The following is a 2,416-nucleotide window of genomic DNA, read 5'->3' on the forward strand; positions in this document are numbered from 1 at the left end:
CTGTAGCCGAGGTAAATGCCATTGACAAAGAGGCAGATATCTGGACGGAAGGAAAAGATTTGTTCGCCTTGATAGTGGTATTTGTAAGGCAGTTCTTGAACGACAGAGAAAATGTTTTGAGCAAAGAGGCTGCTGTCGTGAATTACGCTGTCGTCGGGGTAAAATAGGTGGAGTTTGATGCCTTGCAGGGTAACGGATTTATTGGCGTTGATAAATAATGCCATGTTGCGGCTGCTGGCGATGCGCTCTTGGATTAGCTCGATTAGCTCGCTTAGCAGTTGTTGGGCGTTGCTGCTATATTTTTTGAGCAGTGCCTCGTAGGACTTTTGGTTGAGTTCGGTGGTTGAAATGAAGGCTTGTAAGTCTTCTTCGATGATCAAGGAATTGGTTATAGTGTTGGCTTTAACTTCTTGGTAGCCTAAACTTTCTCGAAAAAAGGGGATAAGGAATTTGTCTTGCAGGTTCAGTTCACTCATAGGTCAGACTACCTTTATTTTGCCTGTGACAACATCGTTGATCAGGGTTTTACGCAGTTCTTTGAGTTTTTCGATTTGGGTGTTGATGATGTGAATAATTTGGTCAATTTGGGCGGTTTTGGTGTCGAGGTAGTCGGCGAGCGCTTTTTGTTCAGAAATGGGTGGAGCGCATACACGAAGGCTTTTAATTGTATCTTGACTAATATTTGGTTGCCCGCCTCCATAACTCAAAGAAATAATAAAGTTTCTTCTTGATATAAACCAATAGAACAAAAACTTTATATCTAAAGTTTTGCTTTTATTAAGTACACAACAAGCTTGATTTGTGCATCCATTAATATTTAATATAGAAACTTTGCCAATCGTTGCACCATACATAGCTATAACAATTGCTCCAACTGGATAAATATTTAATGAATGATCTATTAAAGCTTGAGGTGTTACTTTCCTTTTGCATTCGTTAAGAATACCATCATTCAAATCTCCAGTATTAATCCAATTTATACTTCCATCTTCATAGTAAACTTCATTTCCCGATTTCGGCGTTGTCCCACTGCCAATCTGTCCAAACGATTGAGATAATTTATTTATATTCCAATGTTCAGGAATTTTGCCGAGGATTTCACTTTCGCTATCCTTCATCAGCACAGATTTATCAAGCCCGCGTGTCACAGTTTCATTGATGAGAGACTGCTTGAGATCGCCGTATAGCGCTGCCTTCTGGGTTAGTAGGTCAATTTTGCGATCTATTTGACCAGTTTTGGTGTCGAGGTAGTGTGCGATCGCTTTTTGCTCGGACAAAGAGGGATAAACAATTAATGCAGTGCCCAATTCTTCTTTATTTAGATGTGGTTGTGCTGCTCTGAAAGAGCTTAATATCAACTGATCCTTTAAAAGGTAGTTACTCAGCAGCGTATAAGAAAAATACTTAGCGTGGATCTTATGAGGCCTTAACACCATGTCAAATCCTGCAATAGCTCCATGATATTTTTTAGGAATAATTGCACTATCTGCGGTGTAAGCTCCACTTCTTACTACTACAATGTCATTCTCATTAAGTATGGGATTTCTCCCATAAGGCACATCATCAGGATTAATAAAAACTAGACCTTTCTCAACTAATTTTCCTTTTTCTATATTTGTTGCCCTAATAAGTGGTAGTCCTTCTTCAAGATATTTAGGAGGCTGGCTCAATCCATATCTAATACCGCTAACATCTTTTATCCTCTTAACTTTCCATTTTTTAGGAATTTCACTGAGCCACTCAACCTCACTGGCTTTATAAGTTGTATAACGTTCGATTTTCATAGCGTTAACTCCTCTTCCAGCCTCTTTAACTCCTCATCAAAAGATTGAATTTCTTTCAAAATATCCCCAACATCCCGCAATTTTTCGGATTTATAAAATACCTTGTTGAAATTAATCTCCACTCCCACTACCTTTTCTAAATACTCAAACGGCTTGGTAATATACTTCGCTAGAAACGCCTCGATCTCTGCCCAGTTTTCCGCCTCATCTTGATGAAACCGAATAATCTCATAATCCTTCTGATAATCCGGTGTTAGCTCCACGGTAATTTCTATTCGTTCTGGCTGGGTTTTCGTCCCCTTCTTAAACGTCGCCTTCACAACAATCTGGCCACAACCCAACGCCTCCCGTTTACCCAACCCCTCTTTTATCAGTGTTTCCTGGTCAGCATCAAAGCTATACAGCGCCTTTTCCGTCGTCACCAACAAGGGCTGCTCTTTGTAGTCCAGCGAACTCACAAACGGCTTAATATCCTGCTCATACGCCTCAGTCAACGAACCAAACCGCTCCGAGTCATACTCCGTAATCGTAAATTCGGTTAACGTCCGTTCCCCGTTTTCCAACTTCAGCGGCGACAACTTCAGACTGGTTTTGCCCTCCTTGAGACGACTGGCGAAAGTCCTGCCTTGCTC

Annotated in this window: 3 protein-coding genes; all 3 read right to left on the reverse strand. The window is 40.8% G+C overall.

Annotation, left to right across the window (positions count from 1 at the left end; genetic code table 11):
• On the reverse strand, window positions 1-476 hold a 476-nt coding region (locus ACUVJL_RS39285; protein ID WP_445250765.1), incomplete at its 3' end, for a type I restriction endonuclease.
• A 3-nt stretch (window positions 477-479) separates the two neighbouring features.
• Window positions 480-1,784, reverse strand: coding sequence for a restriction endonuclease subunit S (locus tag ACUVJL_RS39290; protein WP_445250766.1), 1,305 nt, complete (start codon window positions 1,782-1,784; stop codon window positions 480-482).
• Window positions 1,781-2,416: hypothetical protein (locus ACUVJL_RS39295; RefSeq protein ID WP_445250767.1), on the reverse strand; the 636-nt coding region annotated here is incomplete at its 5' end. The genes ACUVJL_RS39295 and ACUVJL_RS39290, both read right to left, overlap by 4 nt.

This window comes from Microcoleus sp. OTE_8_concoct_300, assembly GCF_031383065.1.
Taxonomy (GTDB): Bacteria; Cyanobacteriota; Cyanobacteriia; order Cyanobacteriales; family Microcoleaceae; genus Microcoleus.